13 protein-coding genes and 1 pseudogene are annotated in these 18,449 nt (G+C 56.9%); 12 read left to right on the plus strand and 2 right to left on the minus strand.

Features of this window, described 5'->3' with window-relative positions; translation table 11 throughout:
• Positions 1-233: 233 nt before the first annotated feature.
• The 7 genes from ACXHXG_RS19820 (at position 234) to ACXHXG_RS19850 (ending at position 6,942) form a co-directional block, all read left to right on the plus strand.
• On the plus strand, positions 234-1,637 hold the full coding sequence (locus ACXHXG_RS19820; protein WP_457900380.1) for an aspartate aminotransferase family protein: 1,404 nt from the start codon (positions 234-236) through the stop codon (positions 1,635-1,637).
• Positions 1,638-1,795: 158 nt separating this feature from the next.
• Positions 1,796-3,205: an aldehyde dehydrogenase family protein gene (locus ACXHXG_RS19825; protein ID WP_457900381.1), complete on the plus strand. Its 1,410-nt coding sequence runs from the start codon at positions 1,796-1,798 to the stop codon at positions 3,203-3,205.
• 106 nt (positions 3,206-3,311) lie between these two features.
• Positions 3,312-4,010 (plus strand): CoA transferase subunit A, encoded by a 699-nt coding sequence (locus tag ACXHXG_RS19830; protein WP_457900382.1) that lies wholly within the window; start codon positions 3,312-3,314, stop codon positions 4,008-4,010.
• A gap of 17 nt (positions 4,011-4,027) precedes the next feature.
• Positions 4,028-4,657 carry a 3-oxoacid CoA-transferase subunit B gene (locus ACXHXG_RS19835; RefSeq protein ID WP_457900383.1) on the plus strand — a complete coding sequence of 210 codons (630 nt, stop codon included), beginning with the start codon at positions 4,028-4,030 and terminating at the stop codon, positions 4,655-4,657.
• Positions 4,658-4,726: 69 nt separating this feature from the next.
• Positions 4,727-4,930 carry a hypothetical protein gene (locus tag ACXHXG_RS19840; protein ID WP_457900691.1) on the plus strand — a complete coding sequence of 68 codons (204 nt, stop codon included), beginning with the start codon at positions 4,727-4,729 and terminating at the stop codon, positions 4,928-4,930.
• 24 nt (positions 4,931-4,954) lie between these two features.
• The gene (locus tag ACXHXG_RS19845) at positions 4,955-5,452 is read left to right on the plus strand and encodes a UPF0262 family protein (protein WP_457900384.1); all 498 of its coding nucleotides are present in this window, start codon (positions 4,955-4,957) and stop codon (positions 5,450-5,452) included.
• A 41-nt stretch (positions 5,453-5,493) separates the two neighbouring features.
• On the plus strand, positions 5,494-6,942 hold the full coding sequence (locus ACXHXG_RS19850; RefSeq protein ID WP_457900385.1) for a Glu/Leu/Phe/Val family dehydrogenase: 1,449 nt from the start codon (positions 5,494-5,496) through the stop codon (positions 6,940-6,942).
• A 166-nt stretch (positions 6,943-7,108) separates the two neighbouring features.
• Here the strand turns inward: ACXHXG_RS19850 and ACXHXG_RS19855 are convergent, their stop codons facing one another.
• Positions 7,109-8,584: an NAD-dependent succinate-semialdehyde dehydrogenase gene (locus tag ACXHXG_RS19855; RefSeq protein ID WP_457900386.1), complete on the minus strand. Its 1,476-nt coding sequence runs from the start codon at positions 8,582-8,584 to the stop codon at positions 7,109-7,111.
• A gap of 421 nt (positions 8,585-9,005) precedes the next feature.
• Positions 9,006-9,339 (minus strand): annotated as a pseudogene (locus ACXHXG_RS19860) (citrate/2-methylcitrate synthase); the annotation flags it as partial.
• 486 nt (positions 9,340-9,825) lie between these two features.
• Between ACXHXG_RS19860 and ACXHXG_RS19865 the strand changes: the two are divergent.
• The 5 genes from ACXHXG_RS19865 (at position 9,826) to hxsA (ending at position 18,433) form a co-directional block, all read left to right on the plus strand.
• Entirely contained in the window at positions 9,826-11,469 is a 1,644-nt protein-coding gene (locus ACXHXG_RS19865; RefSeq protein WP_457900387.1) for an MFS transporter, read from the plus strand.
• A 216-nt stretch (positions 11,470-11,685) separates the two neighbouring features.
• Entirely contained in the window at positions 11,686-13,338 is a 1,653-nt protein-coding gene (locus ACXHXG_RS19870; protein WP_457900388.1) for a DUF262 domain-containing protein, read from the plus strand.
• Between the two features lie 1,971 nt (positions 13,339-15,309).
• Positions 15,310-16,716: a His-Xaa-Ser system radical SAM maturase HxsB gene (gene hxsB / locus ACXHXG_RS19875; RefSeq protein ID WP_457900389.1), complete on the plus strand. Its 1,407-nt coding sequence runs from the start codon at positions 15,310-15,312 to the stop codon at positions 16,714-16,716.
• Complete coding sequence (gene hxsC / locus ACXHXG_RS19880; RefSeq protein WP_457900390.1) at positions 16,713-17,795, plus strand: His-Xaa-Ser system radical SAM maturase HxsC; 1,083 nt, start codon at positions 16,713-16,715, stop codon at positions 17,793-17,795. Before hxsB ends, hxsC begins: the two co-directional genes overlap by 4 nt.
• Positions 17,792-18,433: a His-Xaa-Ser repeat protein HxsA gene (gene hxsA, locus ACXHXG_RS19885; RefSeq protein ID WP_457900391.1), complete on the plus strand. Its 642-nt coding sequence runs from the start codon at positions 17,792-17,794 to the stop codon at positions 18,431-18,433. Before hxsC ends, hxsA begins: the two co-directional genes overlap by 4 nt.
• The last annotated feature ends 16 nt before the right edge of the window (positions 18,434-18,449 follow it).

The following is an 18,449-nucleotide window of genomic DNA, read 5'->3' on the forward strand; positions in this document are numbered from 1 at the left end:
GCAAAGCCTTCACCGATAGCGAATTACTGCAAAAAGCGAGAGAGATTGCAGGAACCCTGCGTCACCCCGGAGCGAAATGGTGCGATGAAGCTAGCACCTGCAGGCAATATCATCTGAGCGGGTCGGGCAAGCGAAAGCTGTCCTCAAGTCGAGGTTCTGCTGCTCGCACTTGATCTGGCCCAGTTCACAGGAAGAAAGCTCGCAGCCGAAAAGCGGCGACCGAAGGGGTTAAAATGACCATCAACATCAAAGACATCGCTGAAAAAGATCGCAACTCGGTCCTGCATCCCTTCACGCAGTTGAAGGACTTTGCTACTGGCAAGCTCGGCGAACCGACGATCGTCGAGACCGGCAAGGGGATCCGCATCCAGGATGCGCATGGCAACCAGTTGATCGACGGCTTTGCCGGCCTCTATTGCGTCAACGTCGGCTATGGCCGCACCGAGGTCGCCGAGGCGATCTCGCGTCAAGCCTATCGCCTGGCTTATTATCATTCGTACGCGGCACACACGACCGATGAGCTTGCGATCCTCTCCGACCGCCTCGTGAAGATGGCGCCCGGCAAGATGAGCAAGGTGTTTTACGGCATGTCCGGTTCGGACGCCAACGAGACCCACGCCAAGCTCGTCTGGTACTACAATAACTTGCGCGGCAAGCCGACGAAGAAGAAGATCATTTCGCGTGAACGCGGCTACCACGGCTGCAGCGTGGTGTCCGGCTCGATGACCGGGATGAGCTTCTACCACGACCATATGGATCTGCCGCTGCCGCAGATCGACCATACCGGTGTTCCGCATCACTACTGGGGCGCCAACCCCGGCGAAACCGAGCGCGAATTCTCCGCCCGTCGCGCTGCCGAGCTCGACGAGATGATCGAGACGCTCGGTCCCGACAATGTCGGCGCCTTCATCGCCGAGCCTGTGCTCGGTACCGGCGGCATCACGCCGCCGCCGGAAGGCTACTGGGAAGCGATCCAGGCCGTGGTCAAGAAGCACGACGTGTTGCTGATCGCCGACGAAGTGATCACCGGCTTCGGCCGCACCGGCTCGATGTTCGGGTCTCAGCATTATGGCATCGAACCCGACCTGATCACGGTCGCCAAGGGTCTGACCTCGGCCTACTTCCCGCTTTCGGCCTCGATCGTCGGTGAGAAGGTCTACAAGGTCATGGAAGAAGGGGCTGACAAGGTCGGCGCCTTCTCGCACGGCTATACCTATTCCGGTCACCCGATCGGCGCGGCCGCTGCAAACGCTGTGCTCGACATCGTCGAGAAGGAAAACCTGCCCGGCAACGCTCGCGAAGTCGGCGCCTATTTCCAGGCGCAGCTCAAGGAGAAGTTCGCACAGCTGCCGATCGTCGGTGAAGTGCGTGGCGTTGGGCTGATGGGCGCGATCGAGTTCGTTGCCGACCGTGAGAACAAGACCAGGTTCGATCCGTCGCTGAAGGTTGGCGCTCGCGTCTCCAAGGCCGCTCGCGATCGCGGTCTGATCGCGCGTGCCATGCCGCATGGCGACATCCTCGGCTTTGCGCCGCCGCTGGTCACGACCAAGGCGGAAGTCGACGAGATCGTCTCGATCGCGGAAAAGGCGGTACGCTGCGTCATCGATGACCTCGTTCTCGATCGCCAGAAAATCTAAGCGAAGTCGGTCGGGTCAGCCGGACCGCCATGCAAGCTCCGGTCTCATTCGTGCGTCGTGACGAGTGGAGCACGGCGACGGTCATGGGGTTGTGCATTGATTAAGCAAGTTAACCGCCACGCATGCTGGCGTATCATCTGAGAAGGGAAGCTGGCTTTATGACCGCTGCCAAACTACATATCACGTCGGGCTTGTCGTCTATACCGGTTTACAGTCCCTACGACGGGTCTCTTTTAGGGTCGATCGATCCGACAGATGCGAGCGAAGTCTGCGAACTCATCGCTCGAGCCAAACGCGGATCTGAGCTTTCTCGTGCCTTGCCGAGGCACCTGCGGGCAACCATTCTTGAAGGTGCGGCGCAAATCATCGAACGTCGTCGCGACATCTTCGCCGAAACCATCGTGCGCGAAGCCGGCAAGACGATCGTTCAGGCGCGCAAGGAAGTGCTTCGCTGTGTCAATACCTTGAAGCTGTCTGCCGAAGAGGCAAAGCGCAATGCCGGCGAAATCGTGCCCTTCGATGCCTATGTAGGATCGGAACAGCGCCAGGGCTGGTTCACGCGAGAGCCTCTAGGCATCATCACCGCCATTACCCCCTACAACGATCCGCTGAACCTGGTCGCCCATAAACTGGGTCCGGCGATCGCCGGCGGCAACGCGGTGTTGCTGAAGCCGTCGAACCTGACGCCATTTTCCGCGATCAACCTTGTCGAAGCCTTGGTGGAAGCGGGGTTGCCACGCGAGATCATCACCGTCGTTCACGGTGATAGAGAGATCGTGACGGCTCTCGTCTCTGCGCGGGATGTGCGCATGGTCTCTTTTACCGGCGGCTTCGCCACCGGAGAGGCAATCAGCCGCAAAGCTGGCCTCAAGAAACTGGCGATGGAACTGGGAGGCAACGCCCCCGTCATCGTCATGAACGACTGCGACTTCGAAAAGGCGGTCGACGGGTGCGTATCCGGCGCCTTTTGGGCCGCCGGCCAGAACTGCATCGGCGCCCAGCGTGTTCTCGTGCACGCCGAGCTTTATGAACGCTTCCGCGACGCGTTCGTGGCCGCGACGAAGCAGCTAAGGGCCGGCGATCCGCTACGGGAGGATACGGATGTCGGTCCGATGATCTCCAAGGAAGTGGCGGAGCGCACCGAAGCCGCGGTGAATGACGCGATTGCGGTTGGCGCCAAATTGCTTTGTGGTCACAAGCGTGAAGGGTCGCTCTATCATCCGACGGTGCTGGAAGGCACGCCGGTGACCTGCCGCTTGTGGCACGAGGAAGTATTCGCCCCTGTCGTCATGCTTGCACCGTTTGAGACGCTCGATGAAGCAATCGAGATGGCCAATGATCCGGAATACAGCCTGCACGCCGGCATCTTCACCAGCAACCTGTCTGTCGCACTTGAAGCCGCAAGCAGGATCGAGGCCGGCGGGGTGATGATCAACGACTCCTCGGACTACCGCTTCGACGCCATGCCATTCGGCGGTTCCAAATACGGCTCCATGGGACGAGAAGGCGTGCACTTCGCCTATGAAGAAATGACCCAGCCGAAGGTGATCTGCATCAATCGCGGGTGAGCGAGATCGCCCACAGGCTGTTCGGAACCGCTGCCGGTCTTTGGAAACCAAGTGAATGAATCCAGGCGGCGCCTCGGCCGCAACAGACGAACCTAACGGGGGTAGTATGAACAAAATCTTCGATAATCCGATGTCGGCTCTTGAGGGCTTGCTATTCGACGGCATGTTCATCGCGGCCGGCGGTTTCGGCCTCTGCGGCATTCCGGAACTGCTGATCGATGGGATCCGTAAGGCTGGCACCAAAGACCTGACCATCGCGTCGAACAATTGCGGCGTCGACGACTTCGGTCTCGGCGTGCTGCTGAAGACGAAGCAGATTAGGAAGATGATCTCGTCTTATGTCGGAGAGAACGCCGAGTTTATGCGCCAGTATCTGAGCGGCGAACTGGAGCTTGAATTCAATCCGCAAGGAACGCTGGCTGAGCGGATGCGCGCCGGCGGTGCCGGCATTGCCGGGTTTTATACGAAGACAGGAGTCGGTACCGTTGTTGCCGAGGGCAAGGAGACGAAGACTTTCAACGGCGAGACCTATGTTCTCGAGACCGGGATCGTCGCGGATCTGTCGATCGTCAAGGCCTGGAAGGCCGACACGTCGGGCAATCTCATTTTCCGCAAGACGGCCCGCAACTTCAATCCGCCGGCCGCCACCTGCGGCAAAATCTGCGTCGCCGAAGTCGAGGAGATCGTACCGGTCGGCAGCCTCGATCCGGACCATATCCACGTGCCGGGAATCTACGTGCATCGTCTGATCCAGGGTCAGCATGAGAAACGCATCGAACAGCCCACCACGCGCGCGGTGGCTTGAAGGGCAGGGGAAGACACATGGCCTGGGACAGAAACCAAATGGCGGCGCGCGCTGCCCGCGAACTCGAAGACGGCACTTACGTCAATCTAGGCATCGGCATTCCGACGCTTGTCGCCAACTATATCCCCGAAGGTGTCCATGTGACGCTGCAGTCGGAGAATGGCTTGCTCGGCATCGGACCCTTTCCGACAGAGGACCAGATCGATGCCGATCTGATCAATGCTGGCAAGCAGACGGTGACGGCACTGCCGCATTCGGCCTACTTCGACTCCGCGCAGAGCTTTGCTATGATCCGCGGCGGCAAGATCGCCATGGCGATCCTCGGTGCCATGGAAGTGGCCGAGAACGGCGACCTCGCCAACTGGATGATCCCCCGCAAGCTTGTCAAGGGCATGGGCGGTGCGATGGATCTGGTTGCCGGCGTCAAGCGGGTGGTCGTCGTCATGGACCACACCAACAAGGCCGGCGAATCCAAGGTGCTGAAGGCCTGCACCTTGCCGCTGACCGGAAAGAGCGTCGTCGATCGGATCATTACCAATCTTGGTGTGCTCGACGTCGTCGATGGCGGACTGAAGCTGGTCGAGCTTGCCGAGGGCGTGACAGACGGCGAGATCCGCAGCGCCACCGAGGCGACCATCGTCAACTAGGCCTGCGGCTTATTGCCGAGATGCTGAGCCGGTCTCTGCCGGCTTCGCAAAACCATAGAGGAGACCACCATGAGCATCCCATCGATCGTCATCGCCAACGCGGCCCGCACGGAGGTCGGATCCTTCGACGGAGCTTTCGGCAATACGCCGGCGCGCGAACTCGGCGTTTCCGGTGCGCGCGTTCTCAATACGCTGCTCTTCGAAAAGAGGCACCGCGGCGTTTCCAAGAGGCTTGCGACTCTCTGCATGGTGCCGGAGTCGCCATGTGCGTGAAAGCGATGTGAGGGGGACAGCGTCATGACCTCGGCCGAATACCGTCTTTGCGACGTATCGCTTGACCGATCGTTCGATAGCCGGGATGCCAGAATTGAGCGGGAGCAGGAGCTCGCGGTCATCGACCTTTTGGAATGCAATACATTCATTCCGGTCGGTCACGACGGTGGCCCCTATCGTCTCAGGATCGAAGTCGTCGACGGGCGCCTGGCGTTGCATGTCGCTGATGATCAGGGCGAGCATGTCGCCAGTCACTACCTATCGCTGACGCCCTTCCGCCGGTCGCTCAAAGACTACGCTCGCATCTGCGAGAGCTACTACGACGCCATCCGCCACCCTGGACCTGAACGGCTTGAGGCAATCGATATGGGCCGACGTGGCGTCCATAACGAGGCTGCCGAACTGCTGAAAGCCCGGTTGTCAACGAAAGTGACTATCGACAACAACACCGCGCGCCGGCTGTTCACGCTGATTTACGCCCTGCTCGTGCGCAATACCGACCATCGAGTTCTGCTGAGCTGAGATAGCTGCCGCCCCAACTGCCGACCAAGGAGGAATCCCAAGTGAATGCAATACCTCAACGCGAAGTACACCTCGGAGAAACGAGCTCCGCAGGCTTTCTGGATAGCGTTGACCAGAACTTCCGCCATGCGATGACGTTCCTTGATTTGCCGGAAGGGCTGTCGGAACGGATCATGCAGTGCAACTCGACCTACACTGTTCGTTTCGGTGTTCGCCTGCGCGGCCGCATGTACAGTTTCATCGGCTGGCGATCGGTCCACAGCGAGCACTGCGAACCGGTGAAGGGCGGCATACGCTACGCATCGAATGCCGATGCTGCGGAGGTTGAAGCGCTGGCAGCGCTGATGACGCTCAAATGCTCGCTGGTCGATGTTCCATTCGGCGGCTCGAAGGGCGCCCTGAAGATCGACCCGCGCGAATGGACGCCCCAGGAGCTCGAGCGCATCACCCGCCGCTTCACCCAGGAACTCAACAAACGCGGACTGATCGGTCCCGGCGTCAACGTGCCGGCGCCCGACATCGGCACGGGCGAGCGGGAAATGGCCTGGATGATGGATGAGTTTCGTCGCGCCAATCCGACCGATGTGATCAATGCGCGCGCTTGCGTCACCGGCAAGCCGCTGTCGAAGGGCGGAATTGCCGGCCGGACGGAAGCAACGGGTAGGGGCGTCCAATTCGCCATCCAAAGCTATCTCCGCGATCCTCGAACCTCCGGATTGAACTGCAAGCGTGACCTGAAGGGCGCTGCGGTCATCGTTCAGGGGTTTGGCAACGTCGGTTACCATGCCGCAAAATTCCTGTCCGAAGAGGATGGTGCCCGGGTGACCATCGTTGCAGAACGTGATGGTTATGTCGCCAGCGCCGACGGCGGCCTAGCGATCGAGGCGCTGAAGCAGCATCAGATCAAAACGGGCAGCATCCTTGGCTTTGAAGGTGCCACATCGTTTCCCGGCAATATGACGGGCATCGAGCAGCCGTGCGACGTTCTCATTCCAGCGGCGATGGAAAATGCCATCCATGCGGGGAATGCAGATTGCATCAAGGCAAACCTCGTCGTCGAGGCTGCCAACGGCCCGGTGACCTTCGTGGCTGACAAGGTTCTCCGCGCCCGTGGGATCACCATCCTTCCCGATCTTTACGTCAATGCCGGCGGCGTGGTCGTCAGCTACTTCGAGTGGGTGAAGAACCTGACGCATATTCCCTTCGGCCTGATGGAACGGCGCCGGCGCGAGCGGCGCAATCAGACGATCGCCACGGCACTCGAACGTATGACCGGTAAGGATTTTCCGGCGGACATGCTCGAGCAGTTTCTAGAAGGCGGGGGGGAAATCGACCTCGTTCGGTCCGGACTGGAGGACGTCATGCGCAGCACCTGGAGACGCATCGCCGACCTGATGGAGCAACAACCGGAACTCGGTGATTATCGAACCGCCGCGTATGTCTCATCGATCCGACAGATCGCCGATGCCTATGAAGCGATAGGTATCTGATCGGCGACACGTAGGACAAGGGCTTCGTTTGTGGGATTAGTCGCTTGGGCTTTGAATTCGCCTCCCGAGCGACTTGGCTGCCGCCGAACAAGTTTCGATGGCAGCCTCTTTTTTCCACGATAGGCCGGTTTCAACATCGTCAAATCGCGGGAGGTCGTAACCCGCGTTAGAGGCCACCCAGGCAAAGGTACTTCATTTCAAGATAGTCCTCGAGGCCGTGGCGGGAGCCTTCACGTCCAATGCCGGACTGCTTTATCCCTCCGAAGGGTGCAGCTTCCGACGACATGCGGCCGGTGTTGATGCCCACCATCCCGTATTCGAGCGCCTCGGCCACACGCCAGACCCGTTTGAGGTTCGAAGCGTAGAAATAGGCGGCGAGGCCGTAGATCGTATCATTGGCCTCTCGCACGACTTGCTCCGGGTCTTCGAAACGGATGATTGGCGCCAGAGGACCGAAAGTCTCTTCCTGGGCGATGCGCATTGAGCTGACGACATTTGTAATCACGGTCGGCTCGAAAAATGTTCCGGAGGTGCCGATCCGGCGCCCACCACATCGCACTATCGCCCCTTTTTTAACAGCGTCATCGACATGCGCTTCGATCTTTGTCAGAGCATGATTGTCGATGAGAGGCCCTATCGCGGTGTACGGTTCAAAGCCGTCGCCAACGCGAAGTCTGCGCGCGTGCGCGGTGAACTTTTCAGCAAATTCGTCATAGACGCGTTTTTGGACGTACAGCCGATTGGCGGACACGCAAGTCTGGCCAGCATTGCGAAATTTGGCTTGGATCGCGCCATCGACGGCGGCGTCGATATCGGCGTCGTCGAAGACGATGAAAGGCGCATTTCCTCCGAGTTCGAAGCTGATGCGCTTGATCTGGTCGGAGCACTGGCGCATCAGCAATCGGCCGACCTCGGTCGAGCCGGTGAAACTGATCTTTCGCACCTTGGAATTGGAACACAATTCACGACCGATAGCGTCACCCTCTGACGCATAGACCAGATTGAGAACGCCCTCCGGGAAACCGGCTGCACGCGCGAGGGCGAACATGGCCCCGGCAACAAGAGGCGTTTGCTCAGCGGGCTTCAAGACAATCGTACAGCCAGCGGCAAGCGCCGGCGAAATTTTGCGCGCTACCATCGAGGCAGGGAAGTTCCAAGGGGTAATGGCGCCGACAACACCGATTGGTTGCTTGATCACCAGCATGCGCCTGTCATTGGAGGGGGCAGAAATGGTCTCGCCGTAAATCCGGTTTGCCTCTTCGGCGTACCATTGAAGATATGCCGCCGCGTGCAAGACTTCCGACTTCGCCTCTCCCAATGGCTTTCCCATTTCGGCCGTCAAAATGACGGCAAGATCGTCGTTATGTTCGAGGATCAGCCGGTGCCAGTTCCACAGTATGTCCGAACGCTCCCGAGCGGCGAGCCCCGCCCAACGCGCTTGGGCAGCATGCGCCTTGTCAATGGCTACGGAAACCTCTTCAGCGCTCATGTCCGGCACTTCGGCCAGCAGATCGCCGGTGGACGGGTTAAAGACCGCAAAGCGCTTCATGGATGCAGCCGCGTGCGTGCTGGGCTCGGAGGTTAGGTGGAGGAATTGCTCCGGATTTTTCAGATGCCTCGTTAATGCAGCAGTGAGCGTCATCCCCGTTTTTCCTCTTCCGATCGTCAACGTCTTTGGCCTTGTTCTTCTGTACGTCTATGCCGAACGGTACGCCGGAGCAATGGTTGTTCATGATCGTTGCGGTGCAGGCGGCGCGCAGCTTGGCTGAGGGCGATCAATGCCTCGATTTCACTTTTGCACCTTTCGCCAACGCCTTCCACCGCCAGCAGGGGTAGGGGGTCTGGAGGGGCAGCATAGATACGATTGACGTCCGCGAAGTCGCTGAGTTCAACGAGCAGAACGGTCGCTTTCAACGTCTTGGCATGCCGGCGCTAGGCGCCTTGGCAATTGAAGCAAGATTCGTCAGGCACATTGGGCCTGTTCGGCGGCTTTTGCATTCGGCACGCGCTAGATCGCGGCCCACCATTGGGCAGCCGGGCTTTCGTTTCGTCACGGATGTCGTTCAGCGCTTGGAAACCGGAACGTATTCGCGCTGCGGTTCGCCGGTATAGAGCTGGCGCGGGCGGGCGATACGCTGTTCCGGATCTTCGATTATCTCGTTCCACTGGGCGATCCAGCCGACGGTGCGGGCAAGCGCAAACAGCACTCTGAACATGGTCGTGGGGAAGCCGAGAGCCTTCAGCGTGATTCCGGAATAGAAGTCGACATTCGGATAAAGCTTCTTCTCGATGAAAAGTCATCGGTCAGCGCGATACGCTCCAGTTCGATCGCGATGTCGAGCAGCGGTCGTCCTTGATGCCGAGTTCGCCGAGCACCTCGTGCGCCGTCTTCTGCAGTGTTGTACTGGCGCCAATTGAACGACTTCGGATTGGCGCCGCCGTTCAATCGGGGATCGTGGCATGTCACTCCTAAATGACGCTCTCTTAGCCCAAAAGCTTCCCGCCAAGGAGCGTCGTCAAGCTATCGATTAATGCAGGTTTCCTGCATGGTGGTGCTTTGATACGCCGCCCTTTTACAAAACCGAACCGGTAATATGGCCCATACCATTGCCGGGTGAGCAACGGCAATACAAAGCAATCGCATAAAGAAAGATTTCGATGAAATGCTTCGAAGGACCGCAGACTCTATTATCGACGTCAGAGGCGAAGCCCTTTGTGCTGAAAAGCGGGCTGAATTCAGCAGTTCAACGGATAGATGCGGGGCTAAACTACAGCTGATGTGCAACCCGGATGCAACGGACTCACATCCTGAGCGCTGGGGTGAACCGCAACCAACTGGCCGACTGTTGGTCGGCGTGATGGCTAACACGAGACAAATCGCGAATGTCGTCGAAAGATAATAATGCTTCATCAGCGTTGTCGGCACCGCTGACGAATTCTACGTTTCGCGCAATCTGGATCGCTAGTCAGTTCTCCAGTCTCGGCTGGTTGATGCAAGCGGTTGCGATCAGTTGGCTGATGGCGACCATTTCGACCTCGGATGTGATGGTCGCATTGGTCCAGGCCTCTTCAACGTCACCTGCATTCTTTCTGGCTATTTTCGTCGGGGCGATCGCTGACAACTTTAGCCGACGCAAGGTGATGATCATTGGCCGAAGCCTTATGATGACCGCCTCCGCCATGCTGACGCTTTCCATTGCTTTTGGCGTAACTGATCCCTGGATCCTTCTCGGCTTCAGCTTTCTGGCTGGCTGCGGCATTGCTCTCCACGATCCCGCCTGGCAGGCATCCGTCGGCGATATCGTCGAACGGCGCCAGCTGCCGGCTGCGGTCACGCTTATTTCTGTCGGGTTCAATACCGTTCGCAGTGTCGGTCCCGCACTGGGAGGGATCGTCGTTGCCTCTCTGGGGCCGCTCTCTGCCTTTGCGATTGCGACATTTGGTTTTGCAGTTCCGCTGATCACCTTGTGGCAAAATAAATGGAAAACGGTTTCCTCCTCCCTGCCGCGTGAGGCGATGCTCACGGCTATCCATGATGGCTTGCGCTTCACCTCTATGTCGTCAGAAATCAAGGCCACCATCACCCGAGGCGCATTGTTCGGTTTGGCAAGCACGTCCATCTTGGCGCTACTGCCACTGGTCGCCCGCGATCAGTTGCATACCGATGCAGTCGGATTTGGCGTTCTCATGGGTGGTTTCGGGGCAGGCGCCTTTCTTGGGGGGATCTCAAACCCTTGGCTCAGGCAAATGCTGACGCAAGAGAGGCTGATTACGCTTGCCTGCATAGCATTGGCAGCGTGTTCGTTTTTGCTCACCTTGACCTCGTCCCTTGCCTTAGCAACGATTGCGCTCGCCTTCGGCGGGGCTGGGTGGGTTACGGCCTGGTCGGGGCTTGGTGTAAACGTCCAACTGGCCAGTCCGCGCTGGATCACGGGCCGGACCATCTCCATTTACAGCGCGTTGACGAATGGAGGTATTGCAGCCGGCAGCTGGCTTTGGGGGGCGGTTGCACAGAACCACTCGCTCTCAGTCGCATTTGGCTGCTCAACGGGCGCCATACTGTTGGTGGCGGCCCTCGGATTGAAGTTGCCGATCAGCAACCGTTCTGAATCGGAGCTTGAACCATTTGGAAACTTCAGCGCGCCTACGGTCACGCTCGATCTAAAGCCGAGAAGCGGCCCCATCCTGATTATCACTGAATACTCCATACCCGAGCAGAACATCGATTTGTTCCTTGAGATCATGCGTGAACGGCGGCACGCCCAAAGCCGCGTTGGTGCTCGTCATTGGACACTCACCCGCGACGTTGAGCAGACATCGCGGTGGATAGAGACCTATCGAACTCCCACGTGGACCGACTATCGCAGGCTTCATCATCGCTACACATCGGCTGACAAGCAGTTGGATCAGGAACTCCTAAGGCTGAGCACAGACGGATGTCCATCGCGGACAACCATTCTGATTGAGCGACCGACCGGAGCGGTCCGCAAATCTTATCCGCCAGTGCCTTATGTTTCGCAGAAGTGAGCGTCCTCCCCAGGCGGCATGTTCATAAGGCTTGGCCGCCTGGCCGGAGCGACCCGACCTCGTCATTCGATATCGGTGTCACAGGCAATCGGAGTCACATAACAACTGCGCATTTCCGACAGTGAAGCGCTACTTCCAATTATATCGCGCAAACTCGCGGTGGCGACTAGGCAAACCTCTAAATTGCGGAAAAATACAACGTAAGGGAGATTCGACGTGCAGCTCAGTCCAATGCATTTGAAGTCGGTGTCACTTTTTTCTGGTCGGCTATTCCGTATTCCTGAGTATCAACGCGCGTATGCGTGGGGGAGCCGTCAACGGGCGGATCTCTTTGGCGATGTGCTCGATATTAAGCGTTCAGGACGCGAACATTTCATGGCCACGGTGGTGGCGCTGGGCCGCGATACACGCAAGATCAATGCTGACGAATTTAAAACGGTCGATATCGTTGACGGCCAGCAGCGCCTCACCACGTTGGTTATCCTTTTAAAGGCAATCGAAAAGGGCCTAGCACTTGAAAGCCGAACGCGCCGGGATATCGCTGAATTGCTGGTCAAGGACGATGAGCGCACCCTGTTGCTTTTGCAGACCAATCATGACAGCAGCAGCGTTTTCACTCACTATATTTTATCAGGGGAGATCAAAACCAGCGAGTCTCGCACGGCAGCCGACCTTAACATCCTGGAAGCTGCCAAGGAGTGTGAAGCTTTCGTCGAAAGATGGGGAGCTGAGGGCGACTTGATCGAGCTTGTGGATATCATCCGCAACAAGTTGTCGTTTGTCTATCATGAGATAGCGGATGAGGCGACTGTCTACAGGGTCTTCGAGGTTCTGAATAGTCGTGGTCTCGATGTCAAATGGATTGATAAGCTCAAAAGCCAACTCATGGCGCTGTTGTTTGAGCACGTGGGGACCGGTACCCGGGCTGAATCAGTTCGGGAAATGCAACGGTTATGGGGCGATATATATCGGACGCTCGGCCAGAGGGGAAACCTGGGCGACGAGGCCCTCAGGTTCGCAGGGACCTGGGCTCTGAAGGCACAACCTAATCGTGTTATATCGCAAGAAGATGCGGCCGCTGTGCTAACAGAAACTGCTGGCACGAAGCTTAAGACGATAATGGCGAGCGGCGAGGCATTGAAGCGCGTTGTCGAGGCAGTTAAAGAACTCGACGACAACATTCGCCTCCGGGCAGTGACGAAGATTGCTCACGCTCGCTTTGTAGCGACGGCGATACTTATACGTCAATTTGACGGTGCGTCCCGCGAACGGCTGTTAGCCGCTTGGGAGCGCGTGACTTTCAGAATTTTCGGGCTTGCTCAGGCGGATACTCGCTACAAGGTCGGCGAATATGTACGACGTGGTTATTCGATTTTTGCCAATGGCCTAGATGCGATGGAGATCGAGCAGCGGCTGATTGCTCTCGGAAAGGACTATGCTATCGCGGACGTACTGAACAGGCCCGACTATTGGGAAAATTCGTATGAAGGTTGGGCGGAAGAGGTTCGCTATATTCTCTTTCGTTATGACGAGTACCTCGCGACGTCAGCCGGCACAAACTTCAATCAATCTCAGTGGAACAAAATTTGGCTCGAAGAACCGGCGAAGTCGATCGAGCATATCTTGCCGCAGAGCAGTGGCGCGCCGTTCGTTCACAATATCGGGAACCTAACGATGCTAACTCCTGGGCTAAATTCCTCGCTTAGAGACGCGCCGCCGCCGGTGAAGGCAGAGAAATATCTAACGTCGGGGTTAACGGCGACTACGCTTGTCGGCCAGGACATCGAGGCCAAAGAACGGTGGGACGAGAACATGATTAAGTTCAGGACGAAAGAGATCGACACCTTCGTGAGGCGCGAGTGGGGCTGAGTTGCCTCTCGGCCTGCTTTGTCGGGGGAGAAGATCATTCCAGAGGAGGCTTCCAACGAACGGTTTCCATGAGCGTGCCTGCCTGGCACGGCGAGGGATCCACTAAAAGCCATTTCCCAAGTCAGCTCAGCGATGCTTCCCCAAAGCTTCATCGATCGTAACGGTTGGCGCTTGCCACACTACTTGAAAAACTGGAAGTTCGTCGAAGGTGGGAACTATAGGCATGATGACCCAAGAGCAAGAACTTGCCGCAGATCGCGTCGCCGAGGCTATGCGCGGCTTCAATTCGGCTGTGCGTGAGGCTCTCGCTTCAGGCTTGAAGGTGGAGATCGAGCTCATCGAGATGCACTCGACGAGGTCACCGGAAGTTCCGATGCAATTGATAAGTCCACGTGTAGTAATTCTGCCAGACTAGAGACCGGGTTTCCACGTTTTGAGGTCGAGACTGACTGGTGCAAACCCCATAACTTAGCAAAAAATCAAGATGACCTTCGATCGGTCCGCCGCCAGTGTAGCATAAAACCAATCGAACCATGCACGCTGGGTAAGTTTAGACTTTTCGGTTGGTCATGCGTCGGGGAACTAAATTATCGCGCCGCCGTTATTGGGCGAATGTAATCAGGGGATTTCCGATGCTCAAAATCTCGCTCGCCACCGCAATCTCGGTGCTTCTCACCCTGTCGTCTTGCGCAAACACTGCAAAAGGACAAACACTGCAAAAGGAATGGCGAAGGACGCGAAAAAACTAGGCAGGCGATGGATTCAAGTACGCATAAGGTCCTGAAAGCAGGTGCCAGCGGAAACAAGGCCGCGCAATAACCGTGTGATGGCCCTTAACATGATCGCGCGTTACGCGGCGAAAACATCTTTGATGCGACAAAGCTAAAATGCTGGTTATGCTGGTCTCCTAACGGGGAAAGACAGGATGAGAGCAGCCAACGACAACGAACACCAGCCGCCTTTCGAACGCGAATGGATCAGTGCCGCGCTGGTGCTTGCATGGCCATTCGGAATTTTCGCTGTTGCGCTTGGATGCTCATGTTTCATCCGATAGGTTTGCAGCAATAGGCGGATCGGCGCCGTTCGTCAGTAACGCCGACGTCCCGGTTGTCCGCGGCTCGACGTCAGCTGTCGGCAGGGTACATCATTTCGCAGCTGCCAACCCGCATGGTACAGTTCGGCACCGGACGATGCCCAACGCGAAGCGAGAGGTCCGCACTCATCTGCTGAAGAGAATGTCATAATGCAATTATTTCAAAGTGAGCGTTGCAGTATCAAAATTGAAATTCTACTATGACTTAAGCGAATTTTCCTTTCATTCGCCAAAGTGGCTGCACGCGCAGTCACCTTTGGGCCGCCATATCGCCCCCTTCGAGGCGGCCCTTTCTTTGTGAGGCGGCAACGGCATTTCGAATATTGCGAACGAGAAGGATTCACATCGGCAAAGTGTTAGCCGTAACCGGCAAGCTCGTAATCAAACCACGCCGCATGGCACCGCTCCTCTGCGATTCGGTGCCAGACAAGGAGTCACGAGCGATTCCTGCTTCGGCTAGAGGGCAAATCATGAAAGCACTCACTGGAATAAAATGCTAGGAGCTCGAAAGCGAAAGTTTAGTGCAACCCTCTGGTGTTTAAATTTCAGCATTGCTACAATCTCAATCATACGGAATGGGGACGCTGCACTGACGTGAAACCGCAAAACACTCGCACCTCGTCCCCTGAGAAGACTCGCCGCAGTGCGATCGAGCTCGATCAGACATTCCGTCCATATGTCGCAGTGGCTATTGTTCGGTTCAGTGCGTTGCATCCAGGTACAGAAATCGAAATATCTCAGACGATCAGCCTGTTGGACGACGGCGCAGTTTCGGTCGATCTGTTGGTTCGAGAATTTCACCATTGTCTGTATCGGGAGAAAATCTATGCCGAGACACTTCCGCTTAGGCGTGCTCTCCTCGACGGTGTCCTCGGGCGATGACCGTATTTCCCCTTAAATTCAAACCGTTCGGGGCCGGCTATCTTTTTGCGGATGATGCGGGCGGTTACTTCAAAGCCGATGCCCGCTTTCTCAATCGCTATGCGACCGGAAAGCTAATAGCCGTGGATAGGGATTTTCTTGAAGCGAATGGTCATGCGTTCAATGAGATAGGCGACCCGGCCTATATGGGATTTGCCTACCGATGGGCCCAACGATTGCATCGGCCTCAAGAGCTGAATTACGTCATTCTGGTTCCGACCCTCCGTTGCAATTTGGCGTGTGCCTACTGTCAGGTGTCTCGGGTGAACGAGAGTACTTTAGGCTTTGATTGGACGGATGAGACGCTTGAGCGCGTTCTCCGATTTCTCGACGCCATGACTTCCGCGAGCGTCAAAATCGAGTTCCAGGGTGGCGAGCCACTGCTCCGATTAGACTTATTGGAGAAGGTTCGCGCTTTCGCTCGCCGCAAGTTCCAAGAAGTTTCCTTTACGGTATGCACCAATTTGCAATCGGTCTCGGAAGAAGCTTGGGATTTTCTGGATGCCCCGGACGTCCTCGTGAGTACGTCACTCGACGGCGAACTCTCGACGCACGAGCGACAACGAACCGTAAATGCCCACGATACACAGCAATTTGTATCGAACCTCAGCTATGCCATCGAGCGCTTGGGCCAGGGAAAGGTCTCGGCTCTCCCGACGCTGGACATCAACAATTTGCCGAGCGCTCCCGAGATCATTGATACGTTTGGTCGGTTCGGATTTCGCTCCATTTTCCTTCGACCCGTGAACCATCAGGGATTTGCTCGAAAACGATTTCAGACCACCGGTCTCGAAGACGAATGGAACACTTATCATGCCGATTTTATCGACGCTCTGATCGAGCACAATTGGACGGCTGCGCAGCCGGTCGAGGAGTTCTATTTCACCCACTGTCTGCGCCGGGTTCTGCGTGGCGGCCACAATCAGCACGTCGACCTTCGTAATCCGAATATTCTCGGGCGAGACTACATCGTTATTGACTACGACGGCACCTTCTATCCGACGGATGAAGCCAGGATGGTCACGAGGGTCGGACAGGTCGATCTTAGCATTGGCAATCTTTGGGGTGGCATCGATCAGTCCAAGCTAGACGTACTCAACGAAGAGTCTTCCAATTCATTCCATCCCGACTGCATCCATTGTCCATACCAAGCCGCATGTGGTGTGGACGTTGTTGACGATCTATCGCGTTACGGGCGCATCGATCTGCCGAAGGCGGACACAGCCTTCTGTCGGCGTCATACCGCAATCTTCGACAAGATCTTCGCGCTGCTCTATTCGGACGACGAGAAAGTCCAAAAGAGCTTCGCCGTGTGGGCCGGAATTCCAGAATTCGATCCGTCACTGGCGCCGGTACACACATGATCGATCTGCGGCTCAAGATCGATGACGTTCCAATCGACAATCCAAGCATCGTTCGCTTACGCACGGACGGGGTGGATGGTGAATATGATGCCCTCCTGATCGACAAAGATCAGGAAAGTCAAACCTTCGATCTCGCAGGCTACTCGCTTCGCGTCCACTGCGGTGCCGAAACTGATCTCAATGGTGACGTGCTGCTTCTAGTTCCTGGGCGAAAGTCAGCGCATCGATTGGTGCGATCACGGTCGAGACACAATACCTTCCTAGTCACCGAGCAATGCGATCAGCTCTGCGTCATGTGCTCGCAGCCTCCAAAGAAACATCACGCCGACCTCTTCGACCAGTTCACAGTCGCTGCCACCTTAGCGCCGGAAAACGCTCGGATCACGATATCTGGCGGCGAACCGCTGCTGCACAAACGAAGATTGTTTCAATTTCTTCTGGCCGCCGCAAAAGCCCGGCCGGATATCTCATTCCATGTTCTGACCAACGGCCAGTTTTTCGAACCAGGCGACAGCACGATGATTGATGAGATCGGAAGAGATCGCGTGTTGTGGGGCATTCCACTGTATGCGCCTTGCGCCGAACTTCACGACAGCATCGTTGGAAAGTCCGGTGCCTTTGAAACGCTGTCGCTGAACTTCGCGACACTGATGAGGATTGGGGCGGCCGTCGAGCTTCGCACAGTTGTCCTTCAGCAGAACTGGGGCGCGTTGCCTGAGCTTGCGAACTATGTCTCCACCAGGCTGCCATTCATCGATGTCTGGGCGATCATGCAGCTAGAGAACATCGGCTACGGCAAAATGAACTGGGCGCATTCGTTCAAGGATACGTCGCAGGATTTCGGCCAACTGCGCAGAGCCATCAACCTCGCGATGGGGCGCGGTATCCAAACTCTTCTTTATAATTTCCCTCTTTGCACTGTCCCTCCGCAGTACCGGCATCTGGCGCCAAGCACGATTTCAGATTGGAAGAACAAATTTTTGGCAGAGTGCAGCGGATGCTCGCTGTGCTCTACTTGTGGTGGATTTTTTGAATGGTATAAAGCTGATCAGGGGTTTGGGGGACTCTCACCACAATGAAGAAGCGCAAGATCTACCTGGTGCCGTCGTTGATCGCGGCCGGTTTTATGCCATCGAAGAGTGATGCAGCGCCGATCACCGGCCTTACCGAAAAGAAGCCAGCAACCACCTTGTTCGAACGGCTGCGGGTTAAGCAGGTCTACACCCTAGCGGGCCATAGCTCACATTCTAGCCACGCAAGTCATGCCAGTCACGCGAGCCACGCATCGTCATACGGTGGCGGCTATACCTTGCCGCGTGGGGACGACAACGACGGCACGACATATACGCCGCCTGACCCAACACCACGCTATTCGCCCAACCCTGGGCCCGTCATCAGAAGTTCCCCGACCATCCCGAACATACCGGCGACGACTTCAACTGGCTCCTATTCAACGCAGGTTTCGCCGGAATCTTCCTCTGTGAACCCAGAGCCACCGTTGAAGACGCTGCCAGGCAACTCGGGAAAATTTCGCCGTATCGTCATACAGGTCCAGACCGCTCTGATTGCCTTTGGTTATTTCGGCGGCCCGATAACAGGGCAGGTCGATGCCGCAACGAGGGGCGGGCTTAGTAAAATGCAGGATGCCTATGGTCTGAAGGTGACCGGAACGATCACGCCTCAGGTCCTAACGGCTTTTGGAATTTCAACGAACTGACCCGACGAGATCGGGG

The organism is Rhizobium sp. LEGMi-198b, assembly GCF_054114205.1.